Source organism: Streptomyces sp. NPDC001493, assembly GCF_053597235.1.
In genome coordinates this window covers 70670-90060 of the sequence record NZ_JBSFHV010000006.1, presented here as the reverse complement: position 1 = coordinate 90060, position 19391 = coordinate 70670, and the positions used below count along the sequence as shown (strand labels likewise).

At 71.7% G+C, this 19391-nt stretch carries 18 protein-coding genes; 11 read left to right on the top strand and 7 right to left on the bottom strand.

What is annotated here, in order from left to right:
• Positions 1-214 precede the first annotated feature (214 nt).
• Positions 215-1750, top strand: coding sequence for an MFS transporter (locus ACWCWD_RS11475; protein WP_450772064.1), 1536 nt, complete (start codon positions 215-217; stop codon positions 1748-1750).
• 185 nt (positions 1751-1935) lie between these two features.
• Here the strand turns inward: ACWCWD_RS11475 and ACWCWD_RS11470 are convergent, their stop codons facing one another.
• Positions 1936-2439, bottom strand: a complete 504-nt coding sequence (locus ACWCWD_RS11470) for a MarR family winged helix-turn-helix transcriptional regulator (RefSeq protein ID WP_450772062.1) — start codon at positions 2437-2439, stop codon at positions 1936-1938.
• 91 nt (positions 2440-2530) lie between these two features.
• Between ACWCWD_RS11470 and ACWCWD_RS11465 the strand changes: the two genes are divergently transcribed.
• Positions 2531-3313, top strand: coding sequence for a dioxygenase family protein (locus ACWCWD_RS11465; RefSeq protein ID WP_450772060.1), 783 nt, complete (start codon positions 2531-2533; stop codon positions 3311-3313).
• A 19-nt stretch (positions 3314-3332) separates the two neighbouring features.
• Here ACWCWD_RS11465 and ACWCWD_RS11460 read toward each other — a convergent pair whose 3' ends face one another.
• On the bottom strand, positions 3333-3866 hold the full coding sequence (locus ACWCWD_RS11460; protein WP_450772059.1) for an N-acetyltransferase family protein: 534 nt from the start codon (positions 3864-3866) through the stop codon (positions 3333-3335).
• Between the two features lie 148 nt (positions 3867-4014).
• Here ACWCWD_RS11460 and ACWCWD_RS11455 point away from each other — a divergent pair, with 148 nt between their 5' ends.
• Positions 4015-5013: a sigma-70 family RNA polymerase sigma factor gene (locus ACWCWD_RS11455; protein WP_450772057.1), complete on the top strand. Its 999-nt coding sequence runs from the start codon at positions 4015-4017 to the stop codon at positions 5011-5013.
• A gap of 272 nt (positions 5014-5285) precedes the next feature.
• Here ACWCWD_RS11455 and ACWCWD_RS11450 read toward each other — a convergent pair whose 3' ends face one another.
• Complete coding sequence (locus ACWCWD_RS11450) at positions 5286-6029, bottom strand: DUF6227 family protein (protein ID WP_450772055.1); 744 nt, start codon at positions 6027-6029, stop codon at positions 5286-5288.
• Positions 6030-6428: 399 nt separating this feature from the next.
• On the opposite strand from ACWCWD_RS11450, the gene pflB reads away from it, so the two are divergent.
• From pflB to ACWCWD_RS11410, 8 genes are all read left to right on the top strand, one after another.
• The gene (pflB, locus tag ACWCWD_RS11445) at positions 6429-8699 is read left to right on the top strand and encodes a formate C-acetyltransferase (RefSeq protein ID WP_450772053.1); all 2271 of its coding nucleotides are present in this window, start codon (positions 6429-6431) and stop codon (positions 8697-8699) included.
• A gap of 132 nt (positions 8700-8831) precedes the next feature.
• Positions 8832-9650: a pyruvate formate-lyase-activating protein gene (gene pflA, locus ACWCWD_RS11440; RefSeq protein ID WP_450772052.1), complete on the top strand. Its 819-nt coding sequence runs from the start codon at positions 8832-8834 to the stop codon at positions 9648-9650.
• 118 nt (positions 9651-9768) lie between these two features.
• On the top strand, positions 9769-10938 hold the full coding sequence (locus ACWCWD_RS11435; RefSeq protein WP_450772050.1) for an MFS transporter: 1170 nt from the start codon (positions 9769-9771) through the stop codon (positions 10936-10938).
• Positions 10935-13292 (top strand): molybdopterin oxidoreductase family protein, encoded by a 2358-nt coding sequence (locus tag ACWCWD_RS11430; protein ID WP_450772049.1) that lies wholly within the window; start codon positions 10935-10937, stop codon positions 13290-13292. The genes ACWCWD_RS11435 and ACWCWD_RS11430 overlap by 4 nt, the downstream gene beginning before the upstream one ends.
• A 6-nt stretch (positions 13293-13298) precedes the next feature.
• The gene (locus ACWCWD_RS11425) at positions 13299-13901 is read left to right on the top strand and encodes a 4Fe-4S dicluster domain-containing protein (protein WP_327177372.1); all 603 of its coding nucleotides are present in this window, start codon (positions 13299-13301) and stop codon (positions 13899-13901) included.
• Entirely contained in the window at positions 13898-14701 is an 804-nt protein-coding gene (locus ACWCWD_RS11420; RefSeq protein WP_450772047.1) for a Rieske (2Fe-2S) protein, read from the top strand. The genes ACWCWD_RS11425 and ACWCWD_RS11420 overlap by 4 nt, the downstream gene beginning before the upstream one ends.
• Positions 14698-15078 (top strand): hypothetical protein, encoded by a 381-nt coding sequence (locus ACWCWD_RS11415; protein ID WP_450772045.1) that lies wholly within the window; start codon positions 14698-14700, stop codon positions 15076-15078. The genes ACWCWD_RS11420 and ACWCWD_RS11415 overlap by 4 nt, the downstream gene beginning before the upstream one ends.
• A 158-nt stretch (positions 15079-15236) precedes the next feature.
• Positions 15237-15515, top strand: a complete 279-nt coding sequence (locus ACWCWD_RS11410) for a hypothetical protein (protein WP_450772043.1) — start codon at positions 15237-15239, stop codon at positions 15513-15515.
• 62 nt (positions 15516-15577) lie between these two features.
• On the opposite strand, the gene ACWCWD_RS11405 is transcribed toward ACWCWD_RS11410, so the two are convergent.
• From ACWCWD_RS11405 to ACWCWD_RS11390, 4 genes are all read right to left on the bottom strand, one after another.
• Positions 15578-16333, bottom strand: coding sequence for a hypothetical protein (locus tag ACWCWD_RS11405; protein ID WP_450772042.1), 756 nt, complete (start codon positions 16331-16333; stop codon positions 15578-15580).
• Positions 16334-16512: 179 nt separating this feature from the next.
• Positions 16513-17403 (bottom strand): S-methyl-5'-thioadenosine phosphorylase, encoded by an 891-nt coding sequence (locus ACWCWD_RS11400; RefSeq protein ID WP_450772041.1) that lies wholly within the window; start codon positions 17401-17403, stop codon positions 16513-16515.
• Positions 17404-17654: 251 nt separating this feature from the next.
• On the bottom strand, positions 17655-18008 hold the full coding sequence (locus ACWCWD_RS11395) for an FmdB family zinc ribbon protein (RefSeq protein ID WP_450772039.1): 354 nt from the start codon (positions 18006-18008) through the stop codon (positions 17655-17657).
• Positions 18009-18074: 66 nt separating this feature from the next.
• The gene (locus ACWCWD_RS11390; RefSeq protein ID WP_450772037.1) at positions 18075-19355 is read right to left on the bottom strand and encodes an MFS transporter; all 1281 of its coding nucleotides are present in this window, start codon (positions 19353-19355) and stop codon (positions 18075-18077) included.
• Between the last annotated feature and the right edge of the window lie 36 nt (positions 19356-19391).

Here is a 19391-nt window from a genome sequence, read left to right as displayed (position 1 = left end):
AGCCGTTCCTGAACGATTCGTCTTCTTCACCCCTGTACGGGTGCGTTCGCGCGCGCCCGCCGAGTCCCGCGCGTGCACAGCGCGCACGTCCCACGCGTGCACCGCACGCCCGTTCCATGCCCGCACCGCACGCTCGTCCCGCACGTGCGGTGCACGAACCCTTCGCGATCGGCGGTCCCGCCGATCCCGCGCTTGTCCCGAGGTGGCTACTCCCATGTCCCAGACCCTGCCGAAGAACGCCGGAATCCCGGCTCCCGACCCCGGGCGGTGGAAGGCACTGGCCTTCATCGCCCTCGCCCAGCTGATGGTCGTGCTCGACGCGACCATCGTGAACATCGCGCTGCCCAAGGCGCAGGTGGACCTCGGCATCTCCGACGCCAACAAGCAGTGGGTCATCACCGCCTACGCCCTCGCCTTCGGCGGGCTGCTGCTCTTCGGCGGCCGGATCTCCGACCTGTTCGGCCGCAAGCGGACCTTCACCATCGGCCTGATCGGCTTCGCGCTGGCCTCCGCGCTCGGTGGCGCGGCCACCGGCCAGGGCCTGCTGTTCGGCTCCCGCGCACTCCAGGGCGTCTTCGGTGCGCTCCTCGCGCCCGCGGCCCTCTCGCTGCTCGCCGTGACGTTCACCGACGCCAAGGAGCGCGCCAAGGCGTTCGGCATATTCGGCGCCATCGCCGGTGGTGGCGGCGCGGTCGGCCTGCTGCTCGGCGGCTTCCTCACCGACTCGCTGAACTGGCGCTGGACCTTCTTCGTCAACATCCCGTTCGCGGTCGTCGCGGCGGTCGGCGCGTACTTCTTCATCCGTGAGCCCGCCGGTACGCGCAACCGCTCCTCGCTCGACATCCCGGGCGTGCTGCTCTCCACCCTCGGACTGGTCTCGCTCGTCTACGGCTTCACCCGCGCCGAGTCGGCCGGCTGGTCGGACGCGCTGACGGTCGGTTCGTTCGTCGCGGCCGTCGTGCTGCTCACCGCCTTCATCGTGGTCGAGTCGCGCGTGAAGTCGCCGCTGCTGCCGCTCCGGGTGCTCGCAGACCGCACCCGCGGTGGCATCTACCTCTCGCTGGGCCTCGCCATCATCGGCATGTTCGGCCTCTTCCTCTTCCTCACCTACTACCTCCAGGTGGTCAAGGGGTACAGCTCGCTCTCGACCGGCTTCGCCTTCCTGCCGATGGTCGCGGGCATGATCACGGGCTCCACGCAGATCGGCGCCCGTCTGATGACCCGCGTCGCGCCGCGCCTGCTGATGGGGCCGGGCTTCCTGCTCGCCGCCGTCGGCATGCTGCTGCTGACGCGCCTGGAGATCGGATCCTCGTACGCCGGTGTCATCCTGCCGGGCATGGTCCTGCTCGGCCTCGGCATGGGCACCGCGTTCATGCCGGCCATGTCGATGGCCACCCACGGCATCGAGCCGCGTGACGCGGGCGTCGCCTCCGCGATGGTCAACACCTCGCAGCAGGTCGGCGGTGCCATCGGTACCGCGCTGCTGAACACCATCGCCGCCAGCGCCACCACCGCGTTCATCGCCGACCACGCGGCGGGCGCCACCAACCCGAAGCTGCTCCAGCTCCAGGCCCTGGTCGACGGCTACACCAGCGCGATCTGGTGGGCGGTGGGCATCCTCGTCGTCGCCTCCGCCATCGCCTTCACCTTCATCAACGCCGGCAAGCCCAGCATGGGCCCGGTGAGCCAGGGCGGCGGCACGCGTGACGCCGAAGAGGACGAGATCAAGATCCCGGTGATCGCACACTGATCAGCTGAGCCGCTGATCGGTCGAGACGCCTGTCGGTCGAGACGCTGATAGGCCGAGACGCTGATCAGCTGATCAGTCGATCAGCGCCCGGCACTCCTGCCCCGGTCCCGCCGCTCCTGCGGCGGGACCGGGGCAGACCCGTATCCGCCCGCAGCCCTTACCCTCCCGCTGCCGCCGTCTCCGGGTCAGCGGAGCCAGGGCAGGTCCGCGTCCGAGCGGTCCGGCTGGAGCTCGGCGGCGAGGATCCCCATGATCTCCCCGAGCCCGCGCACCTGCTCGGGCGTGAGCCGGTCGAACACCGCCTGCCGGACGGCGGCGACATGGCCCGGCGCCGAGCGCCGCAGCATCGCGTGGCCCTCCTCGGTGAGCACCGCGTTCTGGCCGCGCTTGTCGGTCGGGCAGTCCTCCCGGCGCACCCAGCCGTTCTTCTCCAGCCGGGCGATGGCGTGCGAGAGGCGGGAGCGGGTGATCTTGGCGTCCTTCGCCAGCTCGGTCATCCTCAGCTGCCCCCCGGGCGACTGGGAGAGCTGGACGAGCAGGCCGTAGTAGAGGTGCGGCATGCCCGCGTCCCGCTGCAACTGGCGGTCGAGGTGGTCCTCCAGCAGCGTGGTGGTCTGGATGTAGGCACGCCAGACGCGCTGCTCGTCGTCGGTGAGCCACCGGGTGCCGGTCGTGGGTGCCGTGGTCATGAGCCCACTGTACGACTTTCCTTGAATGTTGAACTAGATCGCGTTACGGTCGTACCGACAAGAGCTTGAAGTTTCAAGGATGGGGAGCGTCATGACCACCACCGCCGAGCGCATGCCCGCTCTCTACCTCTCCCACGGCGCCCCGCCGCTCGCCGACGACCCGGTCTGGACCGGCGAGCTGGCCGCCTGGTCCGCCGACCTGCCCCGCCCCCGCGCGATCCTGATCGTCTCCGCCCACTGGGAGGAGGCCCCCCTCGCGATCGGCGCCACCACGACCGTGCCGCTCGTCTACGACTTCTGGGGCTTCCCCGAGCACTACTACCAGGTGGAGTACGCCGCCCCGGGCGCCCCGAAGCTGGCCGAGGACGTCCGCAAGCTGCTGCGCGCCGCGGGCACCCCGGTCCAGGACATCCCGGAGCGCGGCCTCGACCACGGGGCGTACGTCCCGCTGGTGGAGATGTTCCCCGGCGCCGACATCCCGGTCCTCCAGATCTCCATGCCCACCCTCGACCCGCGGAAGCTGATGGAGATCGGCCGCAAGCTCGCCCCGCTGCGCGACGAAGGCGTGCTGATCGTGGGCAGCGGCTTCTTCACCCACAACCTCGCCGCGCTCCGTCACACCGGGGGCGGCACCCCGGGCTGGTCGGCGGAGTTCGACGACTGGGGAAACCGGGCCCTGCAGGCGCAGGACATCGACGCGCTGCTCGACTTCGAACGGAAGTCCCCGGCCGGCCGCCTCGCCCACCCGCGTACCGAACATTTCGCGCCACTCTTCGTGACCCTGGGCGCCTCCGAGGACGAGCTCGACCGGGGCCGCAGCGTGATCGACGGCTTCTGGCTGGGGCTGGCCAAGCGCTCGGTCCAGTTCGGCTGAGGCCGGCGGCCGTACAGCCTTACAGGGGCTTCTCGAACCAGCTCACGTCCCAGTAGCGCCCGAACTTCCGCCCCACCTCGGTGTACGTGCCGAGCGGGCGGAAGCCGAAGGCCGCGTGGAGGCGCCCGGACGCCTCGTTCGGCTGTGTGATGCCCGCGTAGGCGCGGTGCAGGTCCTCCCCGGCCAGCGCCTCGAAGAGCGCCGCATACAGCAGGGTCCCGAGGCCCCGGCCCGTCGCGTCCGGCGCGCAGTAGACGCTGACCTCGACCGATGTCCCGTACGCCGCCTTGGGGCGGAACGCGCTGCTGGTGGCGTACCCCAGCACCCGGCTCCCGCCGGACGCTTCCGTACGGGTGTCCTCGGCGACGAGCAGGCGGTGGGGGCCGTGGACCGGGTGCGCGCGCAGCCAGGGCAGGCGCTCCTCGGGGGTGAGGGGGGTGACGTCGAATGTGAGCGCGGTCTCACGGACGTAATGGTTGTAGATGTCCGTGAGCGCTTCCAGATCACCCTCCGTACCGGGTCTGACCTGCGCGTCCGAGGGTATGCGAGACATCTGTCCTCCTGTCGGCGGCCGACAGGGTACTGCATGATCGCGAAACTGAAGCCGGTGCTGGGGAATTCTGTCCGGATTCCAGTCGTTGTTTCCATCGGATGCAGGGCACCCGAAAGGGTGTCGCGACCTACTCAGCAAGGGAGCACGCATGGCAACCCGTGCCGTCGCCCGTCGTTCGTCACCCACCGGTGGGACCGAACGGGCCCGCAGTGTTCGCGGTGGAAGCGGAGAGATCGCCGACCGCGACCTGGTCGGCATGTACCTCGACGAGATCGCGCGAACGCCCCTGCTCGACGCCGCCAAGGAGGTCGAGCTGTCGCAGACCATCGAGGCGGGTGTCTACGCCCGCAAGATCCTCGACGGTGAAGTGGAGAGCGACGCCGGTGGGGCGAAGCCCGAGGAACTGGAAGCGCTCTTCGCCGAGAGCGAGCGCGCCAAGGACGTCTTCATCCGCTCCAACCTCCGTCTCGTCGTCGCCGTGGCCCGTCGCTACCCCCGCGCGGGTCTGCCGCTGCTCGACCTGATCCAGGAAGGGAACGCCGGCCTGGTGCGCGCGGTCGAGAAGTTCGACTACGCCAAGGGCTTCAAGTTCTCCACGTACGCCACCTGGTGGATCCGCCAGGCCATCACCCGCTCGATAGCCGACCAGTCGCGCACGATCCGCCTCCCCGTCCACCTGGTGGAGGAGCTGGGCCGTATCCGCCGGGTCCAGCGCGAGTTCAACCGCGAGCACGGGCGCGACCCGGAGCACGCGGAGATCGCCGCGGAGCTGGGTTCCGACCCCGAGCGCGTGAGCAACGTCCTGGACTGGGCCCGCGACCCGGTCAGCCTCAACATGCCGGTCGACGACAACGGCGACACGCAATTCGGCGACCTGCTGGAGGACACCTCCGCGGTCTCTCCGGAGCAGTCCGTCATGTCGCTGCTGCGCAGCGAGGAGCTGGAGGAGCTGATCGGCAAGCTCGACCACCGCACCGCCTCCATCATCCGGATGCGGTACGGCATCGAGGACGGCCGTGAGCGGACGCTGACCGAAGTGGGCAAGGAACACGGTCTGACGCGTGAGCGGATCCGCCAGATCGAGAAGCACGCGTTGGTCGAATTGAAGCGAATGGCGCGCGACACGGGCTTTGACGCTGCGGCGTGAGCCAATAACCCGTAATCTCCCCATCAAGCCGGTTCGCACCGGCCCGACGACCGGTCTTCGCACCGGTCCCCTGAACCGAGTCCCGGCGCCCACCCCCCCCCGGCGTCGGGGCTCGCTCATGTCCGGGGTCGTGCGGGGGCGTGCCGGGGCCCACGCGGGGGGCATGCCGAGGTCATCGCGGGGGCGTGCCGGGGCCGGTTCTCCGGGCTTTCCCCGGTATCCGTTTGTGGGGCCGCCCCCGGCCCGCCCTCCCCGGCGCTCACCAGGGCTCATCAGATGCGGGCGCGGTGCTCCATGGCGTCGCGGGCGGTCTGCTCGTCGGTGTAGACCTCGCACATGTGACGGCCGTCCTCGGTCGCGGTGTGCTCGACCTCCCAGAGGCTGGTCTCGCTGCCGTCGAAGAGCAGGAACGCGTGCTCGTAGAGGGTGAACCCGGCGTCGTGGTCGCCCACCCGGAACTGCCGGCCGAAGATCTGGGTGATGTGGTGCGCGAAGGCCGAGCGCAGCAGCCGGGCCGTGGACCCGCCCGGGCGGTCCGGGTTCTCCGCGCGGCGCAGCACCCGTCGGGCGTGGTCGGCGCTGTTGTCCGGCGCGTACGTCCGCGGCCGGGGCCCCGGGGGAGCGGCCATCAGAGCGTTCAGGGTGTCCAGGTCGACGGTCGGCACGTCCTCGGCGAACGCCGGGGCGTCCGCGAACACGCCGGTGACCCGGGCGGCGGCGACGTGCGCGTCCGCCTCCTCGTCGTACAGCTCGTGCTCCCGGGCGGTGGGGGCGTCCCGGCCGCCGCCGTGCACCAGCTCCCAGAGGCTCAGTGCGCTGCCGTCGGCGAGCAGGTAGGTGTGGCGGTACGTCTCGCGGTGCAGCTCCGCGCTGTGGTGCGAGGAGTGCAGGGTGCTGCTGTGCGCGAGAGCCGTGCCGAGCCGCTCGACCGTGCCGTCGGGCAGGTCGAAGGAGTTGAGGGCCCGTCGCAGGAGTCGGTCGAGGTGCTGCTCGGTTGTCTCGTACGGATCGCTCATGGTGCTTTCTCCAGGCCGTTGCCGCATGTGACGTGGTGCGTGCTTAACGTAGTCCCTGGCTCCGACATCGTCGCCGGGGTTGGAAAAAACGTGGGACGGCAGCGGAAAGTTCCCGCCCCCACTCCGAATCTCCGCCGAACTGCCCGGCGGGCGGGGCGAGTCGGCGCCCGACCTCACGTCGACCCCCTTCGTGAAAGCTTTCACAAGCGCACGGGGGGCCAAGGTCCCACCTCTTTCCGCAGGCCGGACGGGGTGCGCCGGACCGGGCCCGCCGGCCGGCGGGACCTTCGTCCCGCCATTGGGGCCCAATGCGGCCCGCCGCGCCCGTGATTCCCCTGTCCAATGGACGGAACGAACCAGCAAGGGACAACGGTCCACGACGGATTCGGAAGGTGCGCGATGACGGTGACCGCGACGGAGACGCGGACGGACGGCGCGACGGAGAACGGCGCCTGGGACGGCTTCCGGGGCGGTCCGTGGCGTGACGCGGTGGACGTCCGTGACTTCGTCCAGCGGAACTACACCCCGTACGAGGGCGACGGCTCGTTCCTCGCGGGGCCCACCGCGCGCACCACCGCCGTCTGGGAGAAGCTCCTCGCGATGTTCCCCGAGGAGAACGCCCGGGGCGTGCACGACGTGGACGTGTCCACCCCGTCCCGCATCGACGCCTTCCGGCCCGGATACATCGACGCCGAGCGCGATCTGATCGTCGGCCTCCAGACCGACGCCCCGCTGAAGCGCGCCATCATGCCCAACGGCGGCTGGCGCATGGTCGAGAACGCCCTCGACGCCTACGGCCACCGGGCCGACCCCCGGGTCCGCGACGTCTACACCCACCTGCGCAAGACCCACAACGAGGGCGTCTTCGACGCGTACACCCCCGAGATCCGCGCCTGCCGCTCCTCCGGCATCATCACCGGCCTCCCGGACGCCTACGGCCGCGGCCGGATCATCGGCGACTACCGCCGCGTCGCCCTCTACGGCGTCGACCGGCTGATCGCCGCCAAGGAGGCCGAGAAGGCCGCGCTCGGCGAGGAGTGGGCGAGCGAGCACGTCATCCGGGACCGCGAGGAGACCGCCGAGCAGATCAAGGCGCTCCTCGAACTCAAGGCCATGGCGCAGTCGTACGGCCACGACATCTCCGGGCCCGCCCGCACCGGCCGGGAGGCCGTGCAGTGGCTCTACTTCGGCTACCTCGGCGCGGTGAAGGAGCAGAACGGCGCGGCCATGTCGATCGGCCGCATCGACAACTTCCTCGACGTCTACCTCCAGCGCGACCTCGCGCGTGGGGTGATCACCGAGGAGCGCGCCCAGGAGATCATCGACGACTTCGTCATCAAGCTCCGCATCGTGCGCTTCCTGCGCACCCCCGAGTACGACGAGCTCTACTCCGGCGACCCGACCTGGGTCACCTGGTCGATGGCCGGAATCGGCGAGGACGGGCGCCCACTCGTCTCGCGGACGACCTTCCGCGCCCTGCAGACCCTCTACAACCTGGGCCCGGCCCCCGAACCGAACCTCACGGTCTTCTGGTCGCCCCGACTGCCCCGGGGCTTCAAGGACTTCGCCTCCAGGACCGCCATCGACACCTCGGCGATCCAGTTCGAGTCGGACGAGCTGATGCGCCCGAAGTACGGCGACGACACGGCCATCGCCTGCTGCGTCTCCGCCATGGCGGTCGGCAAGCAGATGCAGTTCTTCGGCGCCCGCGTCAACGTCGCCAAGGCGCTGCTGTACGCGATCAACGGCGGCCGGGACGAGAAGAGCGGCAAGCTCGTGGTCGACGGCTTCGAGCCGCTCACCGGCGACCACCTCGACTACGAGACCCTGGCGCCCCGTTACGACGCGATGCTGGAGTGGCTGGCCAAGACGTACGTCCACGCGCTCAACGTCATCCACTACATGCACGACAAGTACGCCTACGAGCGCCTGGAGATGGCCCTCCACGACCGCGAGATCCTGCGGACGATGGCCTGCGGCATCGCCGGACTCTCGGTCGCCGCCGACTCCCTCTCGGCCGTGAAGCACGCCCGCGTCCGGATCGTCCGGGACGAGACCGGCCTCGCCGTCGACTACGAGATCGAGGGCGACTACCCGGCGTACGGCAACAACGACGACCGGGCCGACTCGATCGCCCGCGACCTCGTGCACGGCTTCATGGAGAAGATCCGCAAGCACCCCACCTACCGGGACGCGGTGCACACCCAGTCGGTGCTCACGATCACCTCGAACGTCGTGTACGGCAGGAAGACCGGCAACACGCCGGACGGCCGCCGCTCCGGCGAGCCGTTCGCACCCGGCGCCAACCCGATGAACGGCCGCGACGAGCACGGCTACATCGCCTCCGCCCTGTCGGTCGCGAAGCTGCCGTACGACGACGCCGAGGACGGCATCTCGCTGACCAACACCATCACCCCGGACGCCCTGGGCCGCACCGCCGAGGACCGGGTGGCCAACCTGGCCGGAGTGCTCGACGGGTTCATGGCGAGCGGCGGTTTCCACATGAACGTCAACGTGCTCGACAAGCACACCCTCCGGGACGCCATGGAACACCCGGAGAACTACCCGCAGCTCACCGTCCGGGTGTCCGGCTACGCCGTCAACTTCGTGCGGCTGACACGCGAGCAGCAGCTCGACGTCATCAACCGCACCTTCCACGGGGCGCTCTGACCCGCGCCCCACCCCGCCCGGGGCGTCACGCCCCGGGCCCCCGAACCGCGCGGCGCCGGGTGCTGCCCCCGACCCCGGCGCCGCGCGCCCCACGTCCACCGCCGCCCCGACCGGCCGCCCAGGAGGCCCGCCATGGTCCCGACCCTCGCCCCCAGCCCCGCCCCCAGCCCCGCGAACAGCCCCGCGACCGCCGCCCCGGCGCGGGTGGCGGGCCGCCGGCCGGTGTCCGGGTCGGTCCACTCCTGGGACCTCTCCACCGGGGTCGACGGGCCGGGCGCCCGCTTCGTCGCCTTCCTCGCCGGATGCCCGCTGGCCTGCCTGTACTGCCACAACCCCGACACCCTGCGGATGAGCAACGGCACCCGGACGACCGCCGACGCGCTGGTGGCGGAGGCCGCGAAGTACACCGGCTTCATCCGTGCCGCAGGCGGCGGCGCCACCGTCAGCGGCGGCGAACCGCTGCTCCAGCCGGCCTTCGCGGGTGAGCTCTTCCACCGCTTCAAGCACGAGCTGGGGCTGCACACCGCCCTGGACACCTCCGGGTTCCTGGGCGCCCGCGCCTCCGACGCGCTGCTGAGGGACGTCGACCTGGTCCTGCTCGACGTCAAATCCTGGGACCGGGCCACCTACCGCGAGGTCACCGGGCGCGACCTGGAACCGACCCTCGCGTTCGCCCGCCGCCTGGCCGACGCGGGCAAGGAGACGCACCTGCGCTTCGTGCTCGTACCGGGCCTCACCGACGCCCCGGACAACATCGACGGGGTCGCCGCCTTCGCCGCCTCCCTCGGCAACGTCTCCCGCGTCGACGTGCTGCCCTTCCACAAGCTGGGGGAGCAGAAGTGGGAGAGCCTCGGCAAGCCCTTCACCCTGCACGACACCCCCTCGCCCACCCCGGAGCAGGTGGCCTCCGCCCGCGCCGCCTTCGCCTCCCACGGGCTGCACGCGGTCTGACCGCCGGCAGGACCCTGAAGGCGCCGAGCGGCGGCCCGCGCCGCCATGCAGGGGATGCGCTCACCCAGGAGTGGCATAAAACAGGGTAAAAGTACCCATGGCTACCTACGGTGGTCGGGTGACCGAGCCCCCAGAAGCCTCCGCCGTACCACCCACGCCCGGTGATCCGACCTCCTCGTCCGGCGTCTCGGCGCGGGTGACCACCGAAGAGCCGGCCCCGTCCGGTCCGCGCAGGGCCCTGGCCAAGGCGGCGGACGCCCTTCCCCGGTCCGTCAACGCGCGGGCGACGCTGGTCGGCGCGGCCGTCTCGGCCCTGCTGATCCTCGCGATCGTCCTCGGCAGCCGGCTGCTGGTGAACTTCGACTCCGCCCTGCTGTCCTACGCCGTCGCCAGCGTCTTCCTGGCCTTCGGCGTCGCCTACCGCTACACGGTCTGGATCTCCGCCCCCGGCGCCGCGCGCCTCTTCAAGCAGGGCTGGCGCAGCCTGTTCTCCGCCGAGAACTTCCGCAGGACCCCCACCGCCCTGCCGAAGATGATCGCCACCTACCTCGGCTTCCAGAAGTTCCTCGGCGCCCGCTCGCACGCCCGCTGGGCCGCCCACCAGCTGATCTTCTGGGGCTGCATCCTGGCCGCCCTGATCACCTTCCCGCTGACCTGGGGCTGGTTCACCTTCACCTCGGGGACCGGGTCGGGCCCCGGGTACGAGATGCGGATCTGGGGCTTCAAGATCCTCGGCTTCGACTCGATCAGCTTCATCGGCTGGGTGATGTTCCACGGCCTGGACCTCGCGGCCGTCCTCGTCATCCCCGGCGCCTCGTACTTCCTCTGGCGCCGGATGAAGGACCGCGGCGCAGGCACCGGCCAGCGCTTCGGCTACGACCTGATCCCGCTGATCGCGCTGATCGTCATCTCCGTCACCGGGCTGCTGCTCACCTTCTCGTCGATCTTCCTGCACGGCGGAGGCTACGAGTTCCTCGCCGTGCTCCACATGGTCGCCGTGGTCTTCACCCTCATCTACATCCCGTTCGGGAAGTTCTTCCACATCGTCCAGCGCCCGGCCGCCGTCGGCATGCAGCTGTTCAAGTACACCGCCCGCCAGGACGACGAGGTCTTCGCCTGCCGCCGCTGCGGACAGCCCATCGACACCGAGCCCTACGTCGAGAACCTCCGCGGCACCATGCGCGACCTGCGGCTCGACTTCGACGAGTGGGCCGAGTACTGCCCGCGCTGCAAGCGGGTGCTGCGCGGCAGCGCCTACCTCACCCATGTGAAGAAGGGCTTCAAGTGACCGCGGACCCGCGCGCAGCCGACCACGGCGGGGGCGCCTCGCCCGCCCCGTCCGACCACCGCGCCGCCGTTCCCCTCGACCCCTCCCTCGCCCCGCCCGGCACCCGCGCGTTCCGCGACGCCGGAGGCATCCCCGCCGACCAGTGGCACGCCGACCAGGACGGCGAGACCCTCGTCCCCACCCACTGCTGCTTCTGCGGCGTCCAGTGCGGGATGTACCTGCGGGTCGACCGGGGCGGCAAGGTCTTCGGCGTCGAACCCCGCAACCACGACATCAACCGGATGCGGCTCTGCCCCAAGGGCATCAACGCCTACCAGCAGGTCAACCACCCCGACCGGCTCACCGCCCCGCTGATGCGCCGCTCGCGCGACGAGGAGTTCGCCGAGGTCTCCTGGGACGAGGCGCTCGACTTCACCGTCTCCGAGATCCGCCGCATCCAGGAGATGTACGGGAAGGACGCGTTCGGCCTCCTCGGCGGCGCCAGCCTCTTCTCCGAGAAGACCTACCTGGTCGGCAAGTTCGCCCGGGTCGCGCTCAGGACCAAACACGTCGACTACAACGGCCGGCTCTGCATGGTCAGCGCCGCCGGGGCCAACAAACTCGCCTTCGGCATCGACCGGGCCGGCAACCCCTTCTCCGACATCCTGCTCACCGACTGCCTGCTCATCGCCGGATCCAACGTCGGCGAGTGCTTCCCGGTGCTGACCCAGTACGTCTGGGGAGCCCGGGACCGGGGCGCCTCCCTCATCGTCGTCGACCCGCGCGAGACCGCCATCGCCCGCACCGCCGACATCCACGTGGCGCTCAAGCCCGGCACCGACTCGGCGTTCTTCAACTCCCTGCTCTGCGTAATCGTCGAGGAAGGGCTCACCGACGAGGCGTACCTCGCCGAGCACACCACCGGCTGGGAGGAGGTGAAGGCCAAGGCGCTGGAGTACCCGCCGTCCCGCGCGGCCCAGATCTGCGGCGTACCCGCAGAACAGATCGTCCAGGTCGCCCGGACCTTCGCCCGCGCCCCCAAGGCCATGGCCTGGCACGCCCGGGGCATCGAGCACCACTCGCAGGGCGTCGAGAACTGCCTCACCGTGATCAACCTCTGCGCCGCCACCGGCCACATCGGCAAACCCGGCGCCGGATACGGAACCCTCACCGGCCAGGGCAACGGCCAGGGCGGCCGGGAACACGGCCAGAAGGCCGACCTGCTGCCCGGCGGACGCTCCATCCTCAACGAGGAGCACCGCCGCCAGATCTGCGAGATCTGGGGCATCGAGGAGTCCGAACTCCCCACCGCCGGAACCTCCATGATGGAGATGGTCTGGCAGATGCAGCGCCGTGAGATCCGCGGCCTGATCGGGATCTGCAACAACCCCTTCGTCTCCCTCCCGAACTACCGGGTGGTCAAGGAGGGGTACGACGCCACCGAGTTCCACGCCCAGTTCGACTTCTTCCTCTCCGAGACCGCCGCCAACGCCCACGTGGTCTTCCCCGTCACCACCTGGGCCGAGGACGACGGCGTGATGGCCAACGCGGAGGCCCGCGTCGTCAAGCACAACAAGGCCCAGGAACCGCCCCCCGGCGTACGCACCGACACCTGGGTGATGTGCGAACTCGCCCGGCGCCTCGGAGCCGGCGACAAGTTCGCCTTCGCCGACTCGCGCGAGGTCTTCGAGGAGCTGCGCACCGCCTCCCGGGGCACCGTCATCGACTACTACGGCATCACCTACGAGCGGCTGGAGGAGACCGGAGGCATCGCCTGGCCCTGCCCCACCACCGACCACCCCGGCACCCCGCGCCTCTTCGAGGACGGCCGGACCTATCACGAGGACGGCAGGATCCACCTCCAGGCCGTCGAGTGGCACCTGCCGATGGATCCGTACAGCGACGAGTTCCCGATGTCCCTGACCACCGGGCGCACCGTCGCGCACTTCCTCTCCGGCAACCAGACCCGCAGGCTGGGTGCCCTCGTGGAGCAGACGCCCCGCCCGTGGGCGGAGGTCCACCCGTCCCACGGCTTCCGCACCGGCGAACCCGTACGGGTCGTCACCCGGCGCGGCAGCGAGGTCTTCCCCGCCCTCGTCACCGAGGCGATCCGGCCCGACACGATCTTCGTGCCGTACCACTGGCCGGTGCCCACCGCCGCCAACGCGCTCACCATCGACGCGCTCGACCCCCGATCGAAGATCCCCGAGTACAAGGTGTGCGCCTGCCGCATCGAGCACGCGGCCGAGCTCGACATCGTGCCCTCGCCGCCCGTCGCACCCGGGCACGTCGCGTACCCGGAGACCCAGGTCTCCCGGACCGATCCGCTGCCCCCCACGTCCCCGCAGGGCCGTGGCACCTCGGAGAGGAGCTGATGCCCCGTGATGGGCAGAACGATCTTCATCGATCCCGGCCGCTGCATCGGCTGCCAGGCCTGTGTCTCCGCCTGCCGCGAATGCGACTCGCACCGCGGCAAATCGATGATCCACCTCGACTACACCGATGAGGGCCAGTCCGTCGCCTCCCTTCCGACCGTCTGCATGCACTGTGAGGACCCCGTCGCCCCGTGCGCCGAGGTCTGCCCCGCCGACGCCATCCTCGTGACGGCCGACGGCGTGGTGCAGCAGGCCGACACCACCCGCTGCATCGGCTGCGCCAACTGCGTCAACGCCTGCCCCTTCGGCGTACCCAAGATCGACCTCGAAGCGAAGCTCCAGCTGAAGTGCAACCTCTGCTACGACCGCACCGCCTACGGCCTCGCCCCCATGTGCGCCACCGTCTGCCCCACCGGCGCCCTCTTCTACGGAACCGTCGAGGAGCTCCAGGCGGAGCGCCCCGGGGTCCAGGTCGCCGACACCTTCGTGTTCGGGTCGACCGAGGTACGTACCGGGGTCGCCATGGTCGTCCCCGCGGACAAGGTCCAGTGGCCCGTCCCCGGCGGGCTCCCCGTCGTCGAGATCAACGGTAAGGACGTCCGCCGATGAGCGTCACCGAACAGCCCCCGGGCAACGAACGGCCGCCCGCCGGCGGCGACCCCCGCGAAGCCCTGCACGACCGGATCTCCGCCGACGCCCTCACCACCCGCCGCGACTACCTCCGGATCGTCACCACCGTCTCCGGCGGACTCGCCGTCGGCGGCATCGGGGTGGCCGCCGGCATCCTGCACCGCCACGGCGACACCGACGACGGGAAGCCGGCCCGGCCCAAGAGGATCGCCTCCCAGCTCCTCCCCGGCGAGTCCCTCGCCTTCCGCTACCCGGGCGAGGAGGACCGCGCGGTGGCCGTACGGCTCGACGACGGCACCCTCGTCGGTTACTCCGCCATCTGCACCCATCTCGCCTGCGCCGTGCTGTGGCGGAAGGACCGGGGTATCGAGGGCGAGCTGTACTGCCCCTGCCACGAGGGCGTCTTCGACGCGCGCACCGGCGAGGTCACGGCCGGTCCGCCGCCGCGCGGGCTGCCCAAGGTGGTCGTCACCGAAGAGGCCGACGGCAGCGTGTGGGCGATCGGCACGACCCGCTCCGGCGAGTCCATCGAGGAGGGCGTCTGCCGCCAGCTGGAGGAGACCAACCCCGGTCTGGCCGGCCGCCTCGACTGCCCCGGCACCACCGACGGCGTCGAGGCACCGGGCCGCAGCGGGAGCGGCAGCGGCGAGGCGCCCGCCCGTACCGGCACCGCGTCCGCGCACCGCGCCGGATCGGGCGGGGACGCGGGACGGGCCGCGGGGAGAGGCGCGGGGCAGGGCGCTGGGCAGGGCGCGGGCCGGGGAGGTGACCCGGCATGACGGAGGAACAGCCGCCGCCCGAGGTCCCGGCCTACCCCGACTACCACCCGGGGAGCGCCCGGCCCGAACTCAACCGGCCGGTCAAGGAGCGCTATCCGCAGATCCGCCCCACCAGCGGCTACGGCGACCCCCGCGTCCGGCACACCGGCCCCGGGCCCGGAGCGGGCACCGACCAGGAGCCGGAGCGGTCCGCCAAACTGACCGCCCGCCTGGTACTGGCGATGACCGTGGTCGTCGGCCAGCTCTGGGGGCTGCTGGTGATCATCGACGAGTGGATGGAGGGCAACACCGGCACCGCCTGGTGGGGCGCCGGCTTCCTCTGCCTGTCGTTCCTGGTGGTCCTCGGACTGTGGTGGCTGGACCCGAAGGACCGCTGACCGCCCCGGCCCCGCCGGACCGCCGCCGGGAGACGCGCCCGTACGGTCCGGCGGGGCGCCCTCCGTACGCGAGGGCCGTGCGGCCTCCGTACGGGAGGGCCCGGCGCCCTCCGTACGGGCGGGCCGGGCCGGTGGCGGGGCGGTCGTACCCTGGAGGCATGAGCACCGCCCCCGCCCCCGGACCCGGCGAGCCGCACCCGGAGCCGCAGGCCGCACCGCAGCCGACCGCGCCGGAGCAGGCCGCATCCCAGCAGACGGCACCCCAGCAGGCCGCGCCGGAGCAGCCCAGGCCGCGGCCGAAACTGCACTTCGGCGATCCGCTGGACCAGCAGTCGTCCGACGACACGGACCAGGGCTGGGGAGAGCGACCCGCCACCGGGGGCAGCGCCGCCGACCTCGCCCGCTTCCTCGACGAGAAGCCCCCGCACCACATCTGAGCCGCCCGTCCGGCACCTCGTTCGGCACCCCGCAGGGTCGCGTGCGGGCAGGAGCCGTGTCGTCACGCATCGGACACCGCCACCAGCAGCTCGCCCGACGCGTGGGCTCCCGCCAGGGCCACGGCCGTCTCGCGGGACACCGACAGCATCACCAGCGCGCCCCCGCCCGGATCGCCCCCGCCCGGATCGCCCGTGCCCGAGGGCGGCGGCCAGTCGGTCGTCGCCGCCTCCGGCCCGGGTACGCCCCCGGCGGGCGCGCCCGGAACGCGGGTGACCCGCACATCGCGCGCCACCACCCGCGCATCGCCTCCGGACGCCGGAGCGGAGATCACGTCCACCCGGTCGCCGGGGCGCAACAGACGCACTGTCGCCGCGTCGGCGATCCGCACCGGCGCCGACACCAGGCGCACCGGCGGCCGCGCACGCTCCGGGCCGGCCACCCCCGCCGCCCTGCCCTCCGCCGCGCCGAGCCCCGACGCGGCGAGAGCGGCTGCCGCCAGCGCGAAGCCGGCCGCCAGGGCGCGCTGTCGGCCGTACAGCGCGCGCCGGAAACGCAGCGCGCCGCCACCGCCCCGCACCCGCAGCGGCGCGAATTCCGGGACCGCGCACCGGGGCGGCACGGGCGACGGGAGCCGGACCGTCCCACCGGGGCGCGCCCACCCGGGGGCGGGCCCCGGTGGGGTGTACGTGTACGAAGCCGAGGGGCCGTGCCCCGCCCCGGAAACGGAGCCGGAGCCGGAACTGGAACCGGGACCGGAACCCGAGCCGGGCTCGGCGCTCCGGTCGAAGGAGGGACGGGTCGTCGCGTTCGTGAACATGGCGCCACCTGGTCGTGCGTGCGGAAGTCCGCCGGATGCCCCGGTCGGACCCCCTCACGATCCCCCGTGCGCACCGATCCCGCCGGGGCCTGTGGACGGTCCACCGGTTGTGGACAACTCCGCCACCCGCAGGGGTGAAACAGGCTGCCGTGCCGGCCTCCGCAGGCCCGGAATCCGCCCTACGGCAGCACGATCCCCGTGTCGATCCCGTCCAGCGCCCGCGTGCACACGCAGTCGCGGCTCTCCTCGGCGGGCAGCAGGGCCACCGCCTCGAAGAGCACCGAACGCAGCCGGTCCACGTTGTCGGCGAACACCCGGAGGACCTCCTCGTGGGAGACGCCCTCGCCCGCCTCGGCCCCCGCGTCCAGGTCCGTGACCAGGGTCATCGTGGAGTAGCAGAGACCCAGTTCGCGGGCGAGCACCGCCTCGGGGTGGCCCGTCATCCCCACCACGGACCAGCCCATCGCGGCGTGCCAGCGCGATTCCGCGCGGGTCGAGAAGCGCGGCCCCTCGACCACCACCAGCGTGCCGCCGTCCACCGCGTCCCAGTCACGGCCGCGCGCGGCGGCGAGCGCGGCCGCGCGCCCCCGGGGGCAGTACGGGTCGGCGAATCCGAGGTGCACCACGTTCGGCACCGTGCCGTCGGGCAGCGGTTCGCCGTCGTAGTAGGTCTGGGTGCGCGCCTTGGTGCGGTCGACCAGCTGGTCCGGGACGAGCAGCGTGCCCGGTCCGTACTCGGGCCGCAGCCCGCCGACCGCGCACGGGCCGAGGACCTGGCTCACACCGAGGGATCGGAGCGCCCACAGGTTGGCGCGGTAGTTGATGCGGTGCGGCGGAAGGTGGTGGCCGCGCCCGTGCCGGGGCAGGAAGGCGACCCGGCGCCCGGCGATCTCGCCGAGGAAGACGGAGTCGCTGGGGTCCCCGTACGGCGTCTTCACCTGGACCTCGGTGACGTCGTCCAGGAAGGAGTAGAAGCCCGAACCCCCGATGACACCGATCTCCGCGCCGGCCCCGGAGGCCCCGCCCGCACCCGCCGCTGCCGCCGAACCCGTATCCGTACCAGCGCTCATGACGTCCCCCCGGTCCCGCGCGTCCCCGCGTCCGTGATCGTGCCTGCGTTCACCATGCGGTCAGGCTATCGGGGGCGGCAAGGGGCATGGGGGGACAGCACAAGGACTCCGCCGAGGTGATCGGCGGAGTCCCGGTGAAGCTGTGTCAGCGGTCGAGCCGTGACAGCGGTCCAACCGTGTCAGCGGTCGAGCCGCGTACGTGATGACGCCGCTACGCGTCGAAACGGTGGTGCGAGGTCCGGCCGGCTGCCTCAGGCGGCCGAGCCGCTCGACGAGGTCGAGGCGGACGACGAACCGGCCGACGACGAGGCCGAAGCGGTGGACGCCGAAGACGACGAGCCCGAGCCCGAGTCCGACGTCGAGGACGACTTCGAAGCGGAGTCGGACGACTTGGTGGACGGCGAAGCAGGCGTGCTGCTCGACGACGATCCACGGCTGTCGTTCCGGTAGAAACCGGAACCCTTGAAGACGATGCCGACCGCGGAGAACACCTTCTTGAGGCGTCCATTGCAGTTCGGGCACACGGTCAAGGCGTCATCGGTGAACTTCTGCACCGCCTCAAGGCCTTCGCCACATTCGGTGCACTGGTACTGATAGGTCGGCACTTGCTCCTCCTGGCACTCTCACTCAGTGAGTGCTAACGACGTTCCATACTGACGTATTCCGTGGAATCAGTCCACCGTGGCCGGCTCCCGGTGACCGATCCCACGTGCCACGGTCCGCCCGGACACGGCCGGAAGAAGCCGTGAACGCAGGGCCAGCAGAGTCGCCAGCGCGAGCACCGTGGCCACCAGCGGTACGACGAATCCGCTGCTCGCGCCCCGTGCGTCGGCGAGTCGGCCGGCCACCGTGACGGCCGCCGCCTGCCCCAGGGCCACCGCACCGGTCAGCCAGGTGAAGGCCTCGGTCCGGGCGGAGGGCGGGACCAGGGCGTCGACCAGGGTGTACCCGCTGATCAGCGCGGGCGCGATGGAGAGGCCGACCAGGAAGCCGAGCCCGGCCATCAGCGGCGCGGAGTGCACCGCCCAGAGCACGGACGCGGTCAGGGCCAGGGCGGTGTACCCGACGATCAGCCGGCGGCGGGGGCCGTGCTTCCACGCGACGGCGCCGCAGACGATTCCGGCCAGCATGTTGCCGGAGGCGAAGACCCCGTACAGCAGGCCGTTCACCCCGGGGTGGCCGATCTCCTCGGCGAACGCGGTCAGTGAGACCTGCATGCCGCCGAAGACCGCGCCGATGCCCAGGAAGGTGACCGCGAGCACCCGGACACCGGGGACGGCGAGGGCCGAGGTACGGGGCGCGGAGTCCGCGGCGGGGGAGTGCGGTGCGGGCTGGGTGGAGTGCTGCGCCGCGAAGAGCACCCCGCCGAGCAGGGTCAGCGCCGCCTCGGTGATCAGACCGGCCGCCGGGTGCACGCCGGTGCAGAGCGCGGTGGTGAGCACCGGCCCCAGCACGAAGGTGAACTCGTCGGTCACCGACTCGAACGCGGCGGCGGTTGCCATCAGCGGGGAGGCCGGGCGGCCTGGCGCGGCCCCCAGCAGAGCCGCCCAACGGGCGCGCACCATGGGGCCGATCTGCGGGATCGAGGCACCGGTCGGTACGGCGGCGGCGAAGAGCGCCCACAGGGGGGTGTGCGCCAGCGCGAGCGCCGTGAGCGCGCCCACCGACACCGCGTGCACCAGTACGCCGGGCAGCAGCACGGGCCGCTGCCCGAACCGGTCCGCCAGCCGGCCGCTCTGCGGGGCGAACAGGGCCATCGAGACGCCGGAGACCGCCGCGACGGCGCCCGCGCTGCCGTAGGAGCCGGTGGTGTGCTGGACGAGCAGGACGATGCCGATGGTCAGCATCGCGAAGGGCTGCCGGGCGGCGAAGCCCGGGAGCAGGAAGGTCCACGCACCGGGGGTGCGCAGCAGTTGTCCGTATCCGGGACGGACGGGGACCGTGGACGCCACGGCCGTGCCTTTCTGCCGCCTGGTGGCACCGCGCCC